15 protein-coding genes are annotated in these 16,602 nt (G+C 73.0%); 9 read left to right on the forward strand and 6 right to left on the reverse strand.

Features of this window, described 5'->3' with window-relative positions; translation table 11 throughout:
* Positions 1–1,164: TRM11 family SAM-dependent methyltransferase (locus tag ACFQGL_RS27975; protein WP_377515534.1), on the reverse strand; the 1,164-nt coding region annotated here is incomplete at its 3' end.
* A gap of 148 nt (positions 1,165–1,312) precedes the next feature.
* Here ACFQGL_RS27975 and ACFQGL_RS27980 point away from each other — a divergent pair.
* Entirely contained in the window at positions 1,313–2,185 is an 873-nt protein-coding gene (locus ACFQGL_RS27980) for a zf-HC2 domain-containing protein (protein ID WP_377515536.1), read from the forward strand.
* A 7-nt stretch (positions 2,186–2,192) separates the two neighbouring features.
* Here ACFQGL_RS27980 and ACFQGL_RS27985 read toward each other — a convergent pair whose 3' ends face one another.
* Complete coding sequence (locus ACFQGL_RS27985) at positions 2,193–3,818, reverse strand: flavin-containing monooxygenase (protein ID WP_377515538.1); 1,626 nt, start codon at positions 3,816–3,818, stop codon at positions 2,193–2,195.
* Positions 3,815–4,480, reverse strand: coding sequence for a TetR/AcrR family transcriptional regulator (locus tag ACFQGL_RS27990; protein ID WP_377515539.1), 666 nt, complete (start codon positions 4,478–4,480; stop codon positions 3,815–3,817). Before ACFQGL_RS27990 ends, ACFQGL_RS27985 begins: the two co-directional genes overlap by 4 nt.
* 243 nt (positions 4,481–4,723) lie before the next feature.
* Here ACFQGL_RS27990 and ACFQGL_RS27995 point away from each other — a divergent pair, with 243 nt between their 5' ends.
* Positions 4,724–4,882, forward strand: coding sequence for a helix-turn-helix transcriptional regulator (locus ACFQGL_RS27995; RefSeq protein ID WP_377515540.1), 159 nt, complete (start codon positions 4,724–4,726; stop codon positions 4,880–4,882).
* A gap of 57 nt (positions 4,883–4,939) precedes the next feature.
* On the opposite strand, the gene ACFQGL_RS28000 is transcribed toward ACFQGL_RS27995, so the two are convergent.
* Positions 4,940–6,190, reverse strand: a complete 1,251-nt coding sequence (locus tag ACFQGL_RS28000) for an HNH endonuclease signature motif containing protein (RefSeq protein WP_377515542.1) — start codon at positions 6,188–6,190, stop codon at positions 4,940–4,942.
* Positions 6,191–6,284: 94 nt separating this feature from the next.
* Between ACFQGL_RS28000 and ACFQGL_RS28005 the strand changes: the two genes are divergently transcribed.
* From ACFQGL_RS28005 to ACFQGL_RS28030, 6 genes are all read left to right on the forward strand, one after another.
* Positions 6,285–7,472, forward strand: a complete 1,188-nt coding sequence (locus ACFQGL_RS28005) for an alpha/beta hydrolase (protein WP_377515544.1) — start codon at positions 6,285–6,287, stop codon at positions 7,470–7,472.
* A 31-nt stretch (positions 7,473–7,503) separates the two neighbouring features.
* Positions 7,504–8,661: an acyl-CoA dehydrogenase family protein gene (locus ACFQGL_RS28010; protein ID WP_377515545.1), complete on the forward strand. Its 1,158-nt coding sequence runs from the start codon at positions 7,504–7,506 to the stop codon at positions 8,659–8,661.
* Positions 8,651–9,865 (forward strand): acetyl-CoA C-acetyltransferase, encoded by a 1,215-nt coding sequence (locus ACFQGL_RS28015; protein WP_377515547.1) that lies wholly within the window; start codon positions 8,651–8,653, stop codon positions 9,863–9,865. Before ACFQGL_RS28010 ends, ACFQGL_RS28015 begins: the two co-directional genes overlap by 11 nt.
* An 18-nt stretch (positions 9,866–9,883) precedes the next feature.
* Positions 9,884–12,061, forward strand: coding sequence for a 3-hydroxyacyl-CoA dehydrogenase NAD-binding domain-containing protein (locus tag ACFQGL_RS28020; RefSeq protein WP_377515548.1), 2,178 nt, complete (start codon positions 9,884–9,886; stop codon positions 12,059–12,061).
* A gap of 169 nt (positions 12,062–12,230) precedes the next feature.
* Positions 12,231–13,346, forward strand: coding sequence for a CaiB/BaiF CoA transferase family protein (locus ACFQGL_RS28025; RefSeq protein ID WP_377515549.1), 1,116 nt, complete (start codon positions 12,231–12,233; stop codon positions 13,344–13,346).
* Between the two features lie 110 nt (positions 13,347–13,456).
* Positions 13,457–13,726, forward strand: coding sequence for a hypothetical protein (locus ACFQGL_RS28030; RefSeq protein WP_377515550.1), 270 nt, complete (start codon positions 13,457–13,459; stop codon positions 13,724–13,726).
* 42 nt (positions 13,727–13,768) lie between these two features.
* On the opposite strand, the gene ACFQGL_RS28035 is transcribed toward ACFQGL_RS28030, so the two are convergent.
* Positions 13,769–14,560: a cytochrome c oxidase assembly protein gene (locus ACFQGL_RS28035; protein WP_377515551.1), complete on the reverse strand. Its 792-nt coding sequence runs from the start codon at positions 14,558–14,560 to the stop codon at positions 13,769–13,771.
* A gap of 50 nt (positions 14,561–14,610) precedes the next feature.
* A complete protein-coding gene (locus ACFQGL_RS28040; protein WP_377515553.1) occupies positions 14,611–15,102 on the reverse strand; it encodes a DUF2243 domain-containing protein in 492 nt (163 codons plus the stop codon).
* Positions 15,103–15,323: 221 nt separating this feature from the next.
* Between ACFQGL_RS28040 and ACFQGL_RS28045 the strand changes: the two genes are divergently transcribed.
* Positions 15,324–16,580, forward strand: a complete 1,257-nt coding sequence (locus ACFQGL_RS28045) for a DUF2786 domain-containing protein (RefSeq protein ID WP_377515555.1) — start codon at positions 15,324–15,326, stop codon at positions 16,578–16,580.
* Positions 16,581–16,602: the final 22 nt, after the last annotated feature.

Raw genomic sequence — 16,602 nt, forward strand, 5'->3', positions numbered from 1 at the left:
GGCGGCGTGTACGCGGGCCGCGCCGACGACCTCTCCCTGGTCACCACGATGCCGGCCCTGGGCCGCGCCGGCCGGGTCGGGGACACCCCGGGCGGGGGGGGGCGGGGGGGGGGGGGCGGGGGGGCGGGGGGGGGGGGGGGCTACCAGGATGTCGCGCATGATGGACTGGTCTACCCGGTGGCGTAGGGCCTGGTAGGGCTGCGCGTCGATTACGGACAGGCCGGCCGCGTCCAGCGCTGCTGCGGCGGCGTCCCGGTCGGCGACGTGCGTGTTCCAGGAGATGCCGAGCGCGCCGCCGGGACGCAGCAGTCGCGCCCAGACCGGCGCAGCCTCCTCCAGCAGCGCCAGCGGACCCCGGGTCAGCCCGTGCTCGGCCGTACGGCTGCCGTGCTGGACGCCGTACGGGGCGTCCGCGACGAGCAGGTCGAAGGTCTCCGGCCGGAAGAACTCCCCGGCGCGGGTGGTGTCGGCGTTGACCACGTCCAGCAGTTGGACGTTGCCGGCCTTGTGCTCCTCGCGGGTCGACGCCAGCTCGATCCGCACCCGGCGACCGACGACCTTGCGCTCCCGCCGTACCGGCCCCGACTCCAGCACCCGGTGCTTGAGCCGCTTCTGCTTCAGCCAGGTGGTGACGAACGCCCGGTACGCCTCGACGTCCTTCTGGTCGCGTTCCACGCCGGAGGCGTCGAAGCCGTACATCAGTGCCTGGTTGAGGGTGGTGCCCCGGCCGCAGAGCGGGTCGAGCACCCGGAACCGTCGGCTGGTCAGCTCGCCGGCCCAGTCCGAGGCGAGCAGGGTGACGTTGAGCAGCAGCTTGGTGAACTGCTCGTTGGTCTTGCCCGGGTACTTCAGGATCGTGAGCAGATCGTCGTCGTAGCGGTCCAGCCGGCTCCACTCGACCGGGCGCAGCAGCTCGCCCACGAACTCGAACAGCGCGTACCCGGCGGAGAGGTTGCCCAGCACGGCCAGGTCCCGCTCGGTCAGCCCGTCGCCGCTGAACGTCACGTAGCTGGCCCCGCCGACGGTCTCGGTGGCCAGGTCGCCGATCCGACCGTCGAGCGCCGAACGGCCGAATATCTCCAGCTCAGCTTGGGTGAGGTCGACGGCGGAACGGGCGTACACCCGATTTGTCGCGGGCAGGATCAGCAGGCCGTAGCGGTTCATGATCGGGCGAGTATTCCACAACGGGCGTCGGTCGCCGCTGGTGAACGGGCGTGCCGGCCGGAGGAGCGCGATTTTCCAGCGACCGGGGTCACGTCGGTTCCGACCGGTCGGCGGGAACCGGGGCGAGGGCCGGACCGACTACCCGTACATGGGGTGTGAGCAGTGGCGGGAAGTCCTGTCGGTGCAGTTGGACGGCGAGGAGACCGCCGTGGAACGGGCGGCGGCGCAGCACCACCTCGACGGCTGCGCGGACTGCCGGGCCTGGCTGACGGTGGCGGCGGCGGTGACCCGTCGGGTCCGTACCCGGCTGGTCGTCGACGTACCCGACCGGACCGACGCCATTCTCGCCGCCGCCGCGCCGCCGCCCGGCCGACCCCGGCGGCGCTGGCGGCGCTGGCGGCCCGCGGTCGCGCGGCGCGGGGCAGCCTGGCGCGGGGCAGCCTGGCGCGGGGCAGCCTGGCGCGGGGCAGCCTGGCGCGGGGCAGCCTGGCGGGGCCGGCTGGTCGCCGGGCTGCGCGCGGCGCTCGGGCTGCTCGGCGCGGTGCAGTTGGTGCTCGGCCTGGCCCAGGTCGGCCGGGGGGCAGCCGCCGATCACCTGCACCCGGCCGGCCAGCACCTGTGGCACGAGTCAGCCGCCTGGAACGTCGCGGTGGGCGCCGGCTTCCTCTTCGTGGCGGTACGCCGCAGCCCACCAGCCGGCCTGCTGCCGATGCTCAGCGCGTTCGTCGGCACGTTGCTGCTGCTCTCGGTCAACGACCTGGCCACCGGAACGGTGAGCGGGGAGCGGCTGGTCAGTCACGGGTTCCTGGTGGTGGGCTACCTGATCACGGTGCTGCTGTCCCGGCCCGGGCTGCGCCCCGGGGGCCCCGCGCCGCAGCGGCAGCCGACGTCGTCACGCTGGCGATTCCGGACCGACGAGGTGGACCGGCCGCTGCGGGTGGTCCACTCCGAGCCGTACCCGGCACAGGCCGCCGACCGCCGGGCCGCACCGGCCGCGAGCGCCGGCCGCCGCGCCGCCTGAGGACCGACTAGACGGTACGGCCGTAGTCGGCCGGGTTCAGCCGGGCGGTACGACGGCGGTACTCGTCGGCCATTCCCGGCCAGTTGGTGACCACTCGCCCGCTGGCCGTGCGGTACCAGCTCTGACACGCGGTCCACACGCTGGAGGCGAGCCGGCGTTGCAGCTCGGCGTCGTGGTCGGCGGCAACCTCCGGGCGTACCTCCAGCGGCGGGCCGCCGGCGGCGAGCAGGCATACCGCCTGGGCGATGTGCCGGGCCTGCGCCTCGTGGAAGTAGACGACCGAGGTGTTGCCGGTGTTGGTGTTCGGGCCGTACACCAGGAAGAGGTTGGGAAAACCGGGAACCGCCATCCCGAGGTACGCGTACGCGCCGTCGCGCCACTCGTCGGTGAGCCGCCGACCGGCACGCCCGGTGACCCGGATCGGGGCCAGGAACTCGGTGGCCGCGAAACCGGTGCCGTAGACCAGCACGTCGCAGGGGTGGATCCGACCGTCGGCGGTACGCAGCCCGACCTCGGTCACCTCAACGATCTTCTCGGTGACCAGCTCGACGTCGGGGCGGGCCAGGGTGGGCAGCCAGTCGCTGGTGAACAGCACCCGCTTGCAGCCCATCGGCTCGGTCGGCGTGACCCGGGCCCGCAGCTCGGGATCGCGTACCTGCCACCGCCGCTGCGCCCGCGAGACGCCCCGGAGCACAGCGGCGGCGGCACGGTTGCCGGTCACCGCAAGCCCGGTGAACACGGTGAGCGACCAGAACGCCGCCCGAGGAAGCCGCATCAGCGCCGGCACCCGCTGGTAGAGCGCACGGCCCAGCCGCCCGTACCGGCGGTTCGGCTTCGGCAGCGTCCAGGGCGGGGTGCGCTGGAAGACGGTGACCCGCGCCGTACGGTCCGCGATGGCCGGTACCAGCTGTACCGCGCTGGCCCCGGTGCCGATCACCGCGACCCGGGCACCATCCAGCGAGATCGACGGGTCCCACCGGGCGGTGTGCAGCGCCGGCCCGGCGAACCGCTCCGCGCCGGGCAGCGCCGGCACCACCGGGCGGGAGAGCTGGCCGACGGCCGGCACCAGCACGTCCGCGGTCAGTTCCGCGCCATCGGCGGTACGCAGCCGCCAGCACTCCGCCGCCTCGTCCCACTCGGCGTCGGTGACCTCGGTACGCAGTCGGACGCTGTCGGCCAGCCCCAGCTCGTCGACGCAGCGGTGCAGGTAGTCCAGGATCTCCCCGTGCGGCGGGAAGCGCCGCGTCCAGCCGGGGTTGGGTGCGAAGGAGTACGAGTAGAGCGGCGCCGGGATATCGCAGGCGCAGCCCGGATAGGTGTTGTCCCGCCAGACGCCACCGGCCCGGTCAGCCCGCTCCAGCAGCACCACCTCGGCGTCACCGCCCCGGCGTAGCGCGGCGGCCACCGCCACCCCGCCGAACCCAGAGCCGATGATCGCCACCCGCAGCCTGCGCCGGGGACCGCCGAGCGCGGTGATGGTCGGCGCGGTGCCATCGAGCGCGGCACCATCGAGCGCGGTGCCATCGAGCGGCGTGCGGTCGGGCGAGGTGCGGTCGGGCGAGGTGCGGTCGGGCGAGGTGCGGTCGGGCGAGGTGCGGTCGGGCGTGGCAGTGGTCGGCGCGGTATCGGTCATGGCGCTGCGCGACCGGGTACGTCCGTCGTACGAGGCCGAGCGCCCGGGGCGATGGCCTCCGGAATGACCTGCTCGACGATGGCCAGCAGTGTGGTGGTGAGCAGCAGGTGTACCTGGACGCGGGTCAGCGCGCCGCGTTGCAGCCACTCCCGGGCGGTCGAGGTGGCCAGCCCGCCGTACGCCCGGACCATCCCCCGCAACTCCTCGCGGTGCTCCGCCTCCCCGGCCAGGCCGACGGCGACCAGCATCCGGTCGGCGGCGACCTCCTCGGCCTCGGCGAGCACGCGCTCCACGTCGGCGTCGCCGCCCATTCCCCGCGCGGTGACGGCGGCGAGCCAGGAGGTGCCGTGTCGGGAGACCACGTCGAGGAACCAGGAGACGCTGGCGTCCACCCGGGTACGCAGATCGCCCTTGGGCAGCCGCTCGACGGCCACCTCCGGAATGGTCACCATGACCCGGACGACCTCCAGGTAGAGCTCCTTCTTGGTGCCGAAGTAGTGGTTGACCAAGCCCCGTGCGACACCCGCCTCGCGGGCGATGTCGGTGGTCGACACGTCCGGGTAGGGGCGCTCGCCGAACAGCCGGACCGCGCAGGTCAGGATCTGCCCGCGCCGGGCGTCCGGCTCCAGCCGGCGACGACGCGGCGCAGTCTCGACGCTCATCTGCCCGACCCTAGCGGCAGCTCACGCCCCCGGCCTAGACGCGCACGCCCGCCCCCTCCCCCGCTCCTTGATCACTTGATGCTCAGCAGTTACCCAACACGTTTTCCAACTACTCAGCATCAAGTGATCAAGGGATTGCCGCGTCGGCGGCGCAAATGGGCATTGCTGATCGCCCTACCGTCAGGTGGTGGGTGGTATCCCGGGTCGCTGGTCGGCCCGCACGAGCTGCAAGATCTGCTCGGCGTGAGCCGGACTCGAATGCGCCAGCTCATCCGCTACCCAACGTTTCCCGCCCCGTTCCAACGGCTGCACGGCACGACGGTGTGGCTGCGTGCTGACGTGGAGGCGTGGATCGCCGAGCACCGCCCGCCGCGTCCCACCGATGGCGACGAGGCGGAGTGACTCGTCGCCGAGCGAGCCTCGGCAACGTCAGGCACGCGTAGGCACGCGCCCGGCGACCTATCTGCGCAGGCGGTAGTGGTTGCGGCGGGGTAGCTGATTCGGATCGAGCCAGGCCGGCGGGACGAACTCCGGGTGGCCGTCGCCGGCAAGCTGGACGGCCCAGTCGCCGTGGTGCAGGTGTCGGTGGTGGTGACCACAGAGCAGTACGGCGTTCGACAGGCTGGTCGGGCCGCCATCCGCCCAGTGCCGAATATGGTGGGCATCGCACCAGCGTGGCGGCCGGTCACAACCGGGAAAGGCACAGCCACGATCGCGTAACACCAGGGCTCGCCGCAGCGGGCCGGTGATGAGACGGCGTTGCCGGCCCACGTCGAGGACCTGCCCCGCACCGCCGAGCACGGCGGGCAGGATGCTGGCGTCGCAGGCCAGGCGGCGCACCGCCTCAGGACTGAGCGCGAGACCGGTGTCGAGGGCGCCCGCGTCGAGGCGCTGAAGCAGCGTGTCGTAGCCGGCGGTGATCACGATCTGGGCCGGGTCGCCGCCATGCTCGGGCAACTCACCAGTGCGCAGAGCCAGTCTGCACACGTCGGTGAGCGCGTCGTGCCGACGCTGGCCCGGCGTGCGAGTGTCATCCGGCCCGGCGGGCGCGCTGAGCGGGTCGATGACGGCGCGCAGAGCAGCGGCAGTCTCGGCGTCGAGGCTGCCGGCCAGGCGTAACCGACCATCGGAATATTCGCTGATGGTGACGTGCCGGTCCCGGGCGGCCCGGCGAGCCTCGGCCTCCAGTTCGGCGCGGGCGGCGGCGTCAGCGACCTCGGGGGCGACATGATCGAGGATTCGGCCGCCGAGTTTGCGCAGCAGCGCCGGATCGAACTGCCCGGCCCAATCGATCAGAACGCCGACCGCCTTGTCGGCCGCATCCGCACCGGCGCAGGCATGCACCGTGTCGATCGTGCCGGCGATGACCTGGGCCTGCTCCACGGTGATGCTGCCGTCGGCGAGGGCACGCCACACGTCGCGGGCGCCGGTGTCCAGGGCGGCCGCGAGGTCGACCAACCGGCGGGCAGCGGGGACGGTCAGCCGTAACCGCTCCCGCAACCACACGACCGTCGACGACGCACCTTGCGCGACCGCCACGCCCCGCCCGTCCAACTCCCGCACGGCCGCCAGTTGCACCGCGGCCAGCCGCTGCTGAAGCCGGTGCGACGCGTCGATCACCGCGACCAGTTCCGATTCCGGCATCGCCCAGGTAGCCGCGTCGGAGCATGCCGCCACTGCGACTTCTGCCCGCTCCAACGCCTCGACCATGACAAAAGAATAGAACAGGTGTACGACACTTTCGGTCGCGCTCGGGCCCGCCGCGGGCCTGGCTGAGGCATCGATGGTGTGCCAGGGTCGGACGATGCGACGCGCGCATCCCGACTGGCTCGCCCACTCGCGGCGCGGCAACGGCCCACCGCTAGTGCTCATCCACGGCATCGGGAGCCGCTGGCAGGTGTGGCAGCCGGTGCTGGACGAGGTGGCCCGGCACCGGGACGTCATCGCGCTCGACCTGCCAGGCTTCGGCAGCTCTCCCCCGTGGCCCAACGCGCTCAGCGCCGACGCCTCCGGCCTGCCCGGAGCCGACTTACTCAGAGCCGACCCACCCGGAGCCGACCCACTCAGAGCCGACCCACCCGGAGCCGGCCCACTCGGAGCCGACCCACCCGGAGCCGACCCACCCAGACCCCGCCCTCCCGGCTCGGTCGACCTCCTGGCCGATCGGGTCGCCGCGTTTCTGGACGCGCTCGGGGTACACCAGCCCGCCGTGGCCGGCAGCTCCCTGGGCGGCGGCATCGCGCTGGAGCTGGGCCGGCGGGGGCTGGTCCGGTCGGTCACCGCGTTCTCGCCGATCGGCTTCTGGGGGCCGGTCGGGCGGCGCTGGTGCCAACTGACGGTGGGTGGTGCACGGTCGGCGGCCGTCGCACTGCGCCCGGTGCTGCCTCGACTGCTGGCGAGCCGGGCCGGCCGGGTCTCTCTCTGCGGGCTCTTCTACGGCCACCCGAGCCAGCTGACCGCCGACGAGTGCGTCGCCTCGGCGGCGGCGCTCGCCGACGCGCCGGGCTTCCCGGCGGCCCGGACGGCATTCGGGCAATGGCAGCTCGGCCGAGGGCAGTGCCAGCTCCGCCAAGGGCAGTGCCAGCTCCGCCAAGGGCAGTGCCAGCTCCGCCGAAGGCAATGGCAGCACCGCCAAGGGCAGTGCCAGCTCCGCCGAAGGCAGTGCCAGCTCCGCCGAAGGCAGTGCCAGCTCCGCCGAAGGCTGTGCCAGCTCCGCCAAGGGCAGTGCCAGCTCCACAAGGGATACTCACAGAATCCACACGGCGGGCAGCCCCACGGCACCGCCAGGCAGCGCACGCCGGGGGCGCTGGCGCGGATTCCGGTGACGGTCGCCTGGGGTACGCGCGATCTCGTGCTGCCGTACCACAGTCAGACCCGGCGGGCCCGCGCGGCGCTGCCGGAGGCCCGGCACGTGCCGCTACCGGGCTGCGGACACCTGCCCTTCGCGGACGACCCGGACGCCTGTGCGCGGCTACTGATCGAGACTTATTGACATGCCGTCAACAGCGCGCGAGGGTGTGCACATGCCGACGCCCGCATCCGACGCGCCCTGGCGTGAGCCGGAGCATGACGACCTGGCCGACCTGGCCCGCACCTTCTTCACCAAGGAGGTGCTGCCGCACGCCGACCGCCTGCTTGCGCAGGGCCATCCGGACCGCGAGCACTACCGGCGCGCGGGTGAGCTGGGGTTGCTCGGCCTCTCGGTGCCGGAGGAGTACGGCGGTGGCGGCGGCGGGTTCACCCACGAGGCCGTGCTGCTGCACGAGCAGGCGTACACCGGGGAGGGCAGCCTCGGGCTGGCCGTGCACAGTGGCATCGTCACCGGCTACCTGGCGACGTACGGCAACGAGGAGCAGAAGCGACGTTGGCTGCCCGGCCTGTGCAGCGGTGAGCTGATCGGCGCGATCGCGATGACCGAACCGGACGGCGGCTCGGACCTCCAGGCGATCCGCACCCGGGCGGTCCGTGACGGTGACGACTACCTGGTCACCGGGGCGAAGACGTTCATCACCAACGGCGGGCTCGCCGACCTGATCATCGTGGCCGTCAAGACCGACCCCGAGCAGCGGGCGGCCGGCGTGTCGCTGCTGGTCTGCGAGGTCGGCGGCGATCCCACCGGGTTCCGACGAGGTCGTCTGCTGTCCAAGATCGGGCTGCACGCCAACGACACCGCCGAGCTGTTCTTCGACGAGTTCCGGGTGCCGGCGGGCAACCTCCTCGGCGGCACCGAAGGGTTGGGCTTCATCCAGCTCATGCAGCAGCTTCCCCAGGAGCGGCTGGTGATCGGTGTCGGCGCGGTGGCAGCGATGGAACGAGCTGTCGAGCTGACCGTCGCGTACACCAAGGAGCGCACCGCCTTCGGCAAGCCACTGATGGGCCACCAGAACACCCGGATGGTGCTCGCCGAGTGCGCCACCCGTACCCGGGTCAGTCGGGTCTTCCTGGACGACTGCATCGTCCGGCACACCCGTGGCGAGTTGGACGTGGCGACCGCCGCCATGGCGAAGTCCTGGCTCACCGACGGGCAGTGCGAGGTGATCGACCGCTGCCTGCAACTCTTCGGCGGCTACGGCTACACCACCGAGTACCCGATCGCCCGGATGTACGCCGACGCCCGCGTCCAGAAGATCTACGGCGGCACCAACGAGATCATGAAGGAGCTGATCGCCCGTGCCCTCTGAGGCGTACGTCTTCGACGCGGTCCGCACCCCGCGCGGACGCGGCCGGGACACCGGCGCGCTGCACGGGGTGAAGCCGATCTCCCTGGTGGTCGGCCTGATCGACGCGCTGCGCGAGCGCAACCCCGGGCTGGACGTCGCCCGGCTGGAGGACCTGCTGCTCGGCATCGTCACCCCGATCGGCGAACAGGGTGGCGACCTGGCCCGAGCCGCCGCACTCCTGGCCGGGCTGCCCGACCAGGTGGGCGGGGTCCAGCTCAACCGGTTCTGCGCCTCCGGCCTGGAGGCGGTCAACGTCGCCGCCGCGCGGATCCGCTCCGGCTGGGAGCATCTGCTGCTCGCCGGCGGGGTGGAGTCGATGTCCCGGGTGCCGATGGGGTCCGACGGCGCGGCCTGGGCCACCGACCCACAGACCGCGTTGGCCACCTCGTTCGTACCGCAGGGTGTCAGCGCGGACCTGATCGCCACCCTGGAGGGCTTCACCCGCGACGACGTGGACGGCTACGCGCTGCGCTCACAGGAGCGGGCCGCCAAGGCGTGGGCCGGCGGGCACTTCGCCCGCTCGGTGGTCCCGGTACGCGACGGCACCGGGCTGGACATCCTCACTGTCGACGAGCACCCGCGTCCGGAGACCACCCGGGAGGCGCTGGGGCGGCTCACCCCGTCGTTCGCGACGATGGGCGAGGCGGCCGGCTTCGACGCGGTCGCGTTGCAGAAGTTCCACTGGCTGGAGGCGATCGAGCACGTCCACCACGCCGGCAACTCGTCCGGCATCGTGGACGGCGCGGCGCTGGTGCTGATCGGCTCGGCCGAGGTCGGTCAGGAGCTCGGCCTCGCCCCGCGGGCCCGGATCGTCGGCGCGGCGGTCAGCGGCGCCGACCCGACGCTGATGCTGACCGGCCCGATCCCGGCCACCCACAAGGCGCTCGCCGCCGCCGGGCTGACCCTCGCCGACATCGACCTGTTCGAGATCAACGAGGCGTTCGCCGCGGTGGTGCTCAAGTACATCCGCGACCTGGGACTCGACCCGGACCAGGTGAACGTCAACGGCGGCGCGATCGCTCTCGGCCACCCGCTCGGTGCCACCGGTGCGATGCTGCTCGGCACCGCGTTGGACGAGTTGGAGCGCCGCGACCTGCGCCGCGCCGTGGTGACCCTCTGCATCGGCGGCGGTATGGGCGTCGCCACCGTTCTCGAGCGCTGCTGACGACCCGGAAGGACGATCATGACCGACACCATCCGGTACGACCGCGGCGCCGACGGCATCGTCACGCTCACCCTGGACGATCCGACCCAGTCCGCCAACACCATGAACCGGGCGTACGCCGCATCGATGAGCGCCGTTCTGGACCGACTGGAGTCCGAGCGCGAGGAGTTGGCCGGGGTCATCGTGACCAGCGCGAAGTCCACCTTCTTCGCCGGCGGTGACCTGCCGGAGATGGTCCGGGCGACCCGCGCCGACGCGCCCGCGCTGTCCGAGCTGCTCGGCACCATCAAGCGGGACCTGCGACGACTGGAGACGCTGGGTCGACCGGTGGTCGCCGCGGTCAACGGCTCGGCGCTCGGCGGCGGCCTGGAGATCGCGCTCGCCTGCCACCATCGGATCGCGCTGGACGCGCCCGGCTCCCGGCTCGGGCTGCCCGAGGTGACCCTCGGTTTGCTGCCCGGTGCCGGTGGCGTCACCCGGACCGTGCGGATGCTCGGCCTGGCCGGGGCGCTGACCACGGTGCTGCTCACCGGCCGACGGATGCGCCCGACCGACGCCCTGGCCGCCGGGCTGGTCGACGAGGTGGTGGCCACCCCGGCGGAGCTGCTGGACCGGGCCCGAGCCTGGATCGCGGCCAACCCGCAGCCGACTCAGCCGTGGGACCGACCGGACTACCGGATGCCCGGCGGCACACCGGCCAGCCGTGCACTGGCCGCACAGTTACCGGCCTTTCCGGCCACGCTGCGCAAGCAGCTCAAGGGGGCCCGGCTGCCCGCACCCGAGGCGATCCTGGCCACCGCCGTCGAGGGCGCGCAGGTCGACCTGGAGACCGCGTTCACCGTGGAGACGCGGCACCTGATCGGTCTGCTCACCGGGCAGGTCGCCAAGAACATGATCGGGGCGTTCTTCTTCGACCTGAAGGCGGTCAACGGCGGTGCCGCCCGGCCGCCCGGAGTGGATGTCGCTCCGGTACGCCGGGTGGCGGTGCTGGGTGCCGGCATGATGGGCGCGGGGATCGCGTACGCCTGTGCCAGCGCCGGCCTGGACGTGGTGGTGAAGGACGTCTCGCCGGAGGCCGCCGGCCGGGCCCGGGAGCACGCCGAGCGGCTGTTGGCCCGCAAGGTCCGCAAGGGCCGCGCCACCGAGGCGGACGCCCGGGCCGTACTGGACCGGATCGTCACCACCGACCAGGTGGACGCCCTCGCCGGCTGCGATGCGGTGATCGAGGCGGTCTTCGAGGACCCGGCCCTGAAGCGGACGGTGTTCGCCGAGGTGCTGCCGGTGCTGGCCCCGGGCGCGCTGCTCGCCTCCAACACCTCCACCCTGCCGATCACCGGGCTGGCCGCCGGAGTGGACCGGCCGGCCGACTTCATCGGCATGCACTTCTTCTCCCCGGTGGACCGGATGCCGCTGCTGGAGATCGTGGTCGGTGAACAGACCGGGGACGCCGCGCTGGCCCGGGCGTTCGACCTGGGCCGGCGGATCGGCAAGACACCCATCGTGGTCAACGACGGCCGGGGCTTCTTCACCAGCCGGGTGATCGGCCGCTTCATCGACGAGGCGGTCGGCATGGTCGCCGAGGGAGTGCCGGCCGCCTCGGTGGAGCAGGCCGCCCTCCAGGCCGGCTACCCGACCGGGCCGCTGGCACTGGCCGACGAGGTGAGCCTCACCCTGATCCAGCGGATCCGGCGGCAGTTCGAGGCTGCCAGCGAAGGCTTCCTGCCGCTGCCGCTGCCGGCGCACCGGCTCGTCGACGAGCTGGTGGACGCGTACGACCGGCCGGGGCGTTCCGCCGGGCGCGGCTTCTACGGGTACGCCGACGGCACCCGTGGTCGGCTGTGGACCGGCCTGGCCGAGCTGACCACCGACGCTGGCCGGGCGGTGCCGTTCACCGACCTCCAGGAGCGGATGCTCTTCGCCGAGGCGCTGGACGCGCTGCGTTGCCTGGACGAGGGGGTGCTGCGGACCGAGACCGACGCCAACATCGGTTCGATCTTCGGCATCGGCTTTCCGGCGTGGACCGGAGGGGTGATCCGCTACGTCCGGCAGTACGCGGGCGGCCCGGCGGGCTTCGTGGCCCGGGCAACCGAGCTGGCCGCGCGTTACGGCGACCGGTTCACACCTCCCGCCGACCTGACCGACCGGCTGGCGGCGGCGACGGCCGTCCGCCCCACCGAACCGGCGGCCGTCGCGTGACGACCACGAGCGGTGGATCCGAGCGGATCGCCGACCGCGCCGGAGGGGTCGGCAGCATGATCGCGCTCGATCAGGAAGGTAGTGGCGTCGAAGGGCTTCGTACCCCACCACATCCTGGATCGAGCACGATCTTGGCTGAGCGCGGCGAGGTCACGACCGTGGGTGCCGCGTGACCGCCTCGGGCGGGCCGCTGGCCGGGGTGCGGGTGGTCGAGCTGGCCAGCCTGGCTCCGGCACCGTTCGGCTGCATGGTGCTCGCCGACCTCGGCGCGGATGTCGTACGGGTGGACCGGCCGGGTGGACCGGGTGCCGGGCGGCTGGCCGCGCCGACCACCGGGCCGTTGCAGCGCGGTCGGCGGATCACCGCGCTGGACCTGAAGTCACCGGCCGGAGTCGCCGACCTGCTGCGCCTGGTGGATCGGGCGGACGTGCTGGTCGAGGCGTACCGGCCGGGGGTGGCCGAGCGGCTGGGCTTCGGGCCGGAGACCTGCCGGGCCCGCAACCCCCGGCTGGTGTACGCGCGGATGACCGGCTGGGGCCAGGACGGCCCGTTGGCAGCCCGGGCCGGGCACGACATCGACTACATCGCGGTGGCCGGAGCGCTGGAGCCACTGGGCCGGGCCGGCGAGCGTCCGTACGCGCCAATGAATTTGCTCGGCGACTTCGGTGGCGGTGGCATGCTGCTCGCCGTCGGTGTGCTGGCCGCACTGCTGGAACGGGAACGCTCCGGCACCGGTCAGGTGGTCGACGCGGCGATGGTGGACGGCTCGGCGCTGCTCACCGCGTTCCTGCACGGGCTGCTCGGCACCGGCCTGTGGGCCGCGCCGCGCGGGCACAACATGTTCGACGGCGGGGCGCCGTTCTACGACACGTACCGCACCGCCGACGGCGGCTTCATGGCGGTCGGCGCCATGGAGCCGGCGTTCTACGCCGTACTGCTGACCGGCCTCGACCTCGCCGAGGCGGACCTGCCCGCGCAGTACGACCCGAGCGGCTGGGACGAGCTGCGCCGCCGGTTCACCGAGCGGTTCGCCGAGCGGACCCGGGACGAGTGGACGACGATCTTCGCCGACCTGGACGCCTGCGTCGCGCCGGTGCTCGCCCCCGGCGAGGCGCACCGGCATCCGCACAACGCCGCCCGAGGCACCTTCGTCGAGGTGGGCGGCGAGATCCAGCCGGCCCCGGCGCCCCGCTTCGACCGAACGCCGACCAACCCACCGCCCCCAGCACCCGACCCGGAGCGGGACGTCCTGCCGGTCGACACGATCCTCAACGACTGGAGCTGACTCGTCGTCGGCCAGGCCGGGACGCGCCGCCCGGGTGGCGGCGTGCCTCTGGCTACGCTGCTGGCCACCGCCCCGACCTCCCCGAGCCTGACCATCTGGAGCCGACGAGCATGGATACGAACAGTTGGAAGGGCCACGTCAACGGAATCCTCTACGGCATCCAGTTCGACCGGACGCTCGACGACACGGTGGTGACCCGGGTCGCCACCGGGGTGACCGACGGGCGCTACCCCGGAGACCGGGCCGAAACACTGGACGCGCTCACCCAGGCGCTGCGCCACCCGGGCCCCCTGAACGACCAGATCGAGACGCACCACAGCGAGGAGAGCGTCCGGGTGTTCCTGAGCCAGCTCTCCACCGCTCTCGCAGCCCGCGCCTGACCTCGTCAAGAAACCGCCTTTTCGGATCGCGAACCTCCTTGATCAAGCCAACGGGCGAGCCGTGTGGAGCCGCCGGCTGGGCGCGTTCGAGATGGATCGGGTGGGGCGGTGGTACCAGGTGGCAAAGAGAGCTACGGCGAGCAGCAGCTCCGCGAGGTCGCCGCCGTAGTACATGAGTTGGGCGGCGGCGCGGAACAGCGCCCGATCCGGGTCGCTGAGGCCGGGCGGCAGGGTGTCGGCGTTCGCGTAGAGGTACTTGGCGAGCGCCGCGTGCCCCGCGGCCGCGCCGAGCAGCGCGCCGACCCGTACGGCCAGCCCAGGGCGACGCGGTGCCGGGTCCGGACCGGCCAGCGACCAGGCGAACAGGTACCCGGCGGCCAGGTAGTGCACGTGCAGGGCGTGGTGCAGGGCGGGCAGACGCTCCGCCGCGGCGTACAGCGGGGTGAGCAGCACCAGCGTCAGCCCACCCGCACTGAGCAGCGCGGCGGTGACCGGGTGGGCGATCAGATGCAGGGGGCGTGCGCGCAGCACCCGGCCCACCGCCCGGCGTACCGCCGGCGGCGCGACCCTCAACAGCAGGGTCACCGGGGCGCCGAGCACCAGCCCGAGCGGGGCCAGCATTCCGAGCAGCAGATGCTGCGCCATGTGCAGACGCGGGTCGCCAGAGGGTTGAGCCAGCGGCCCCACGGCGAACGCCAGTAGCGCGCACCCGACCAGCCAGGCGGCGGTGCGCCAGTGGTTCCAGCCCCGCTGGTCACGTACGACGGCCAGCAGGTAGCTGCCGGCCAACAGCCCGACCACCGCCAGCGGGAACCAGTCCGGGCCCTCGGTCACGTGCCCCTCGTGGGCGAACCAGTCCGCCCCGGCAGGTACGACCAGCCCTGTCAACGGACGCCGTCGCCCGGCGAGCGGGACCGGGCCCGCCAGACCAGCGCGGCACCGGCCAGCAGCAGGATCGCGCCGCCCACGTTCCACGCCACGTCGTACGGCACCACGTGTACGCCGTAACGAATCTGGTGCAGCCGGAGCACCTTATGGTCGACAAGCCCGTCGAACAGCTGGAATCCTCCGGCGCCGAGCAGCAGACCACCCCAGGCCAGCCTGGTCGACAGGGCAGCCCTCCGGCGCAGGTCGGCGAACCAGAAGAACCCGCCGACCAGGGCAATCAGCTCGGCGGCGTGCAGCAGCCCGTCCGAGAGCAGTGCCACCGACGGGGTGGACCGGTCATAGAAGTGGTGCCAGGCCAGCACCTGGTGGAAGAGGGTCTCGTCCACCGCGGCCATGACCGCGATCCCGAGCAGGGCACCGGCCAGGATGGACGAGCGGACGTCCGGGATGGCGGCGCTGTACGCACTCGGCTGCTTCGAACCGACCACTACCCACCTCGCATCCGCCAAAGTCCCGGTCAAACTACCTCAAACTGCCCAATCTCCACTCGATCAAGCGGCGTCGGCCACGTCGTGTTGGTCACCCGCAGCTCGCCATCCGCGGGCGGCAACATCCCCGTTTCGCGTCTTCAGCGCGTCGGACGGCATGATCATGGAGCTGCGAACGGACAGACTCACGCTGGCAGCGCAACCTGGACAGGGAGGTGCACGTGCCGGACGCGGACGAACTCGTCGCCGACGCGCTCGCGGCGGTGCGCGGCACCGACGTACGCCAGGCCGAACGGCAGCTGGATCGGCTCATGGTCGGCACCGGCGCGGCGGACGGCACGGCGGCGGTGGACGTGGCGCTGCTGCGTCGCCTGGTCCGCGGCGTGGGTCGGCTCTGGCCGCGCGGCTGGCAGCCGGTGGACCTGGACCGGCTCGCCGCCCGACGGCTCGGTGCCCGCTCGGCCCGGCTGGTGCGGGACGCGATGGCCGCGCAGCGGCGCGACCAGGCAGCGCCGGTCCCGGCCTGGTTCGACGAACAGCTCCGCGACCTGACCGCCGAGGTGTGGTGGGACGACGACCGGGGCGTACTGGCTGGCTGGTCCACCCGGGAAGGGCTGGACCGGGTCGACGCGCTGCGCGCGGCGGTGGACACCCTCGTGCTGGTGGAGAGCCTGCCGCCGATCGCGGTGCTGCGTCCGCCGCCCGGCACGACCGGCGCGGAGAGCGTCGGCCAGCCGGCCCGCGGCGGCTCGGGGTCCCGGATGCTCGATCGGGTCCGGGCGCTGCTGGCCAAGGCCGAGTCGACGACCTTCCCGGCGGAGGCCGAGGCGCTGACCGGCAAGGCGCAGGAGTTGATCGCCCGGCACAGCCTCGACGAGGCGCTGCTGTCCATCGGGTCCGAGCGTACCGACCTGCCCGGCGGGGTGCGGCTCGGCACCGAGCCCCCGTACGCGGGGGCGAAGGCGCTGCTGGTGCAGGAGGTGGCGGCGGCCAACCGGTGCGAGGCGGTCTGGTCCGACGACCTCGGTTTCGCCACCGTGCTGGGCTGGCCGGCCGACCTGGTGGCGGTGGAGTTGCTGTACACCTCACTGCTGGTCCAGGCCACCGCCGCGATGCTGCGCGGGCGGGCCGAGCGGCGGCCGGGGTCCGGACGGCGGACCCGTGTCTGGGACGAGTCCTTCCTGAACGCGTTCGCGCTGCGCATCGGTGAGCGGCTGCGGGCGGCCACCGATGCGGCGGACCGGGAGGCTGCCGAGACGGCCGGGCCGGAGCGGCTGCTGCCGGTGCTCGCCGCACGCGGCGCGGCGGTTCAGGAGCGGCTGGACACGCTCTTCCCCGGCGTCACCCGACACCGGCTCAGCGTCCGGGACGCCGAGGGGTGGTCGTCCGGCACCTCGGCCGCCGACCGCGCGTCGCTGGACGTCGGTCGCGGACGACCGCCCAAACAGGTACCGGGCCGGCCGACCCGCGCTGAGTGAACCGGCGTGGGACCCCCACGGC

The sequence above is a fragment of the Micromonospora vulcania genome (assembly GCF_042658605.1).
In the GTDB taxonomy this organism is placed as follows: Bacteria; Actinomycetota; Actinomycetes; order Mycobacteriales; family Micromonosporaceae; genus Micromonospora; species Micromonospora vulcania.